The sequence below is a fragment of the Haloferax sp. Atlit-6N genome, assembly GCF_003383195.1.
GTDB lineage: Archaea > Halobacteriota > Halobacteria > Halobacteriales > Haloferacaceae > Haloferax > Haloferax gibbonsii.
Genome location: NZ_QEQJ01000217.1, coordinates 1 through 500 on the forward strand (window position 1 = coordinate 1; position 500 = coordinate 500).

At 68.6% G+C, this 500-nt stretch carries 1 pseudogene; it reads left to right on the top strand.

What is annotated here, in order from left to right:
• Nucleotides 1-382: pseudogene (locus tag DEQ92_RS22020) on the top strand (phosphomannomutase); the annotation flags it as partial.
• Nucleotides 383-500 lie beyond the last annotated feature (118 nt).

A 500-nucleotide genomic window follows, 5' to 3' on the forward strand; every position in this document is an offset into this window, starting at 1 on the left:
CCACCCGCGACACGGCGGCTGGATCGACGGCGTCGCCTCCGCGGCCGTCCTGACGCGTCTCGTCGCGGGCGAAGGCCTCGACGGCCTCCGAGAGCCCGTGACGGAACGGCCCTACCGGAAAGTGAGCGTCGACTGTCCCGACGACCTGAAATCGACTGTGATGGAGCGACTCGAGACGGCGCTTCCGGAGGCGTTCCCCGACGCCGGTGTCGACACCGAATACGGCGTCCGACTGGAGTTTCCCGACGCCTCGTGGACGCTCGTGCGACCCTCGGGGACGGAGCCGTACGTCCGTGTGTACGCGGAAGCCGACGACGTGAACGCGCTCGTCGGCGAGGTGACCGACGTCGTCGCGGCTGCCGTCGACCGGGCGGACGCCTGATCTGCGCCTTCCGGGCTGCTCGACACGCACTTGCTGGCCGACGCACACCTCGCTACTCGACGCATACCTCGGCTCCGCGAACGTTCGGATGCGTGTCCAGTTTTTCGTCCACACAGAG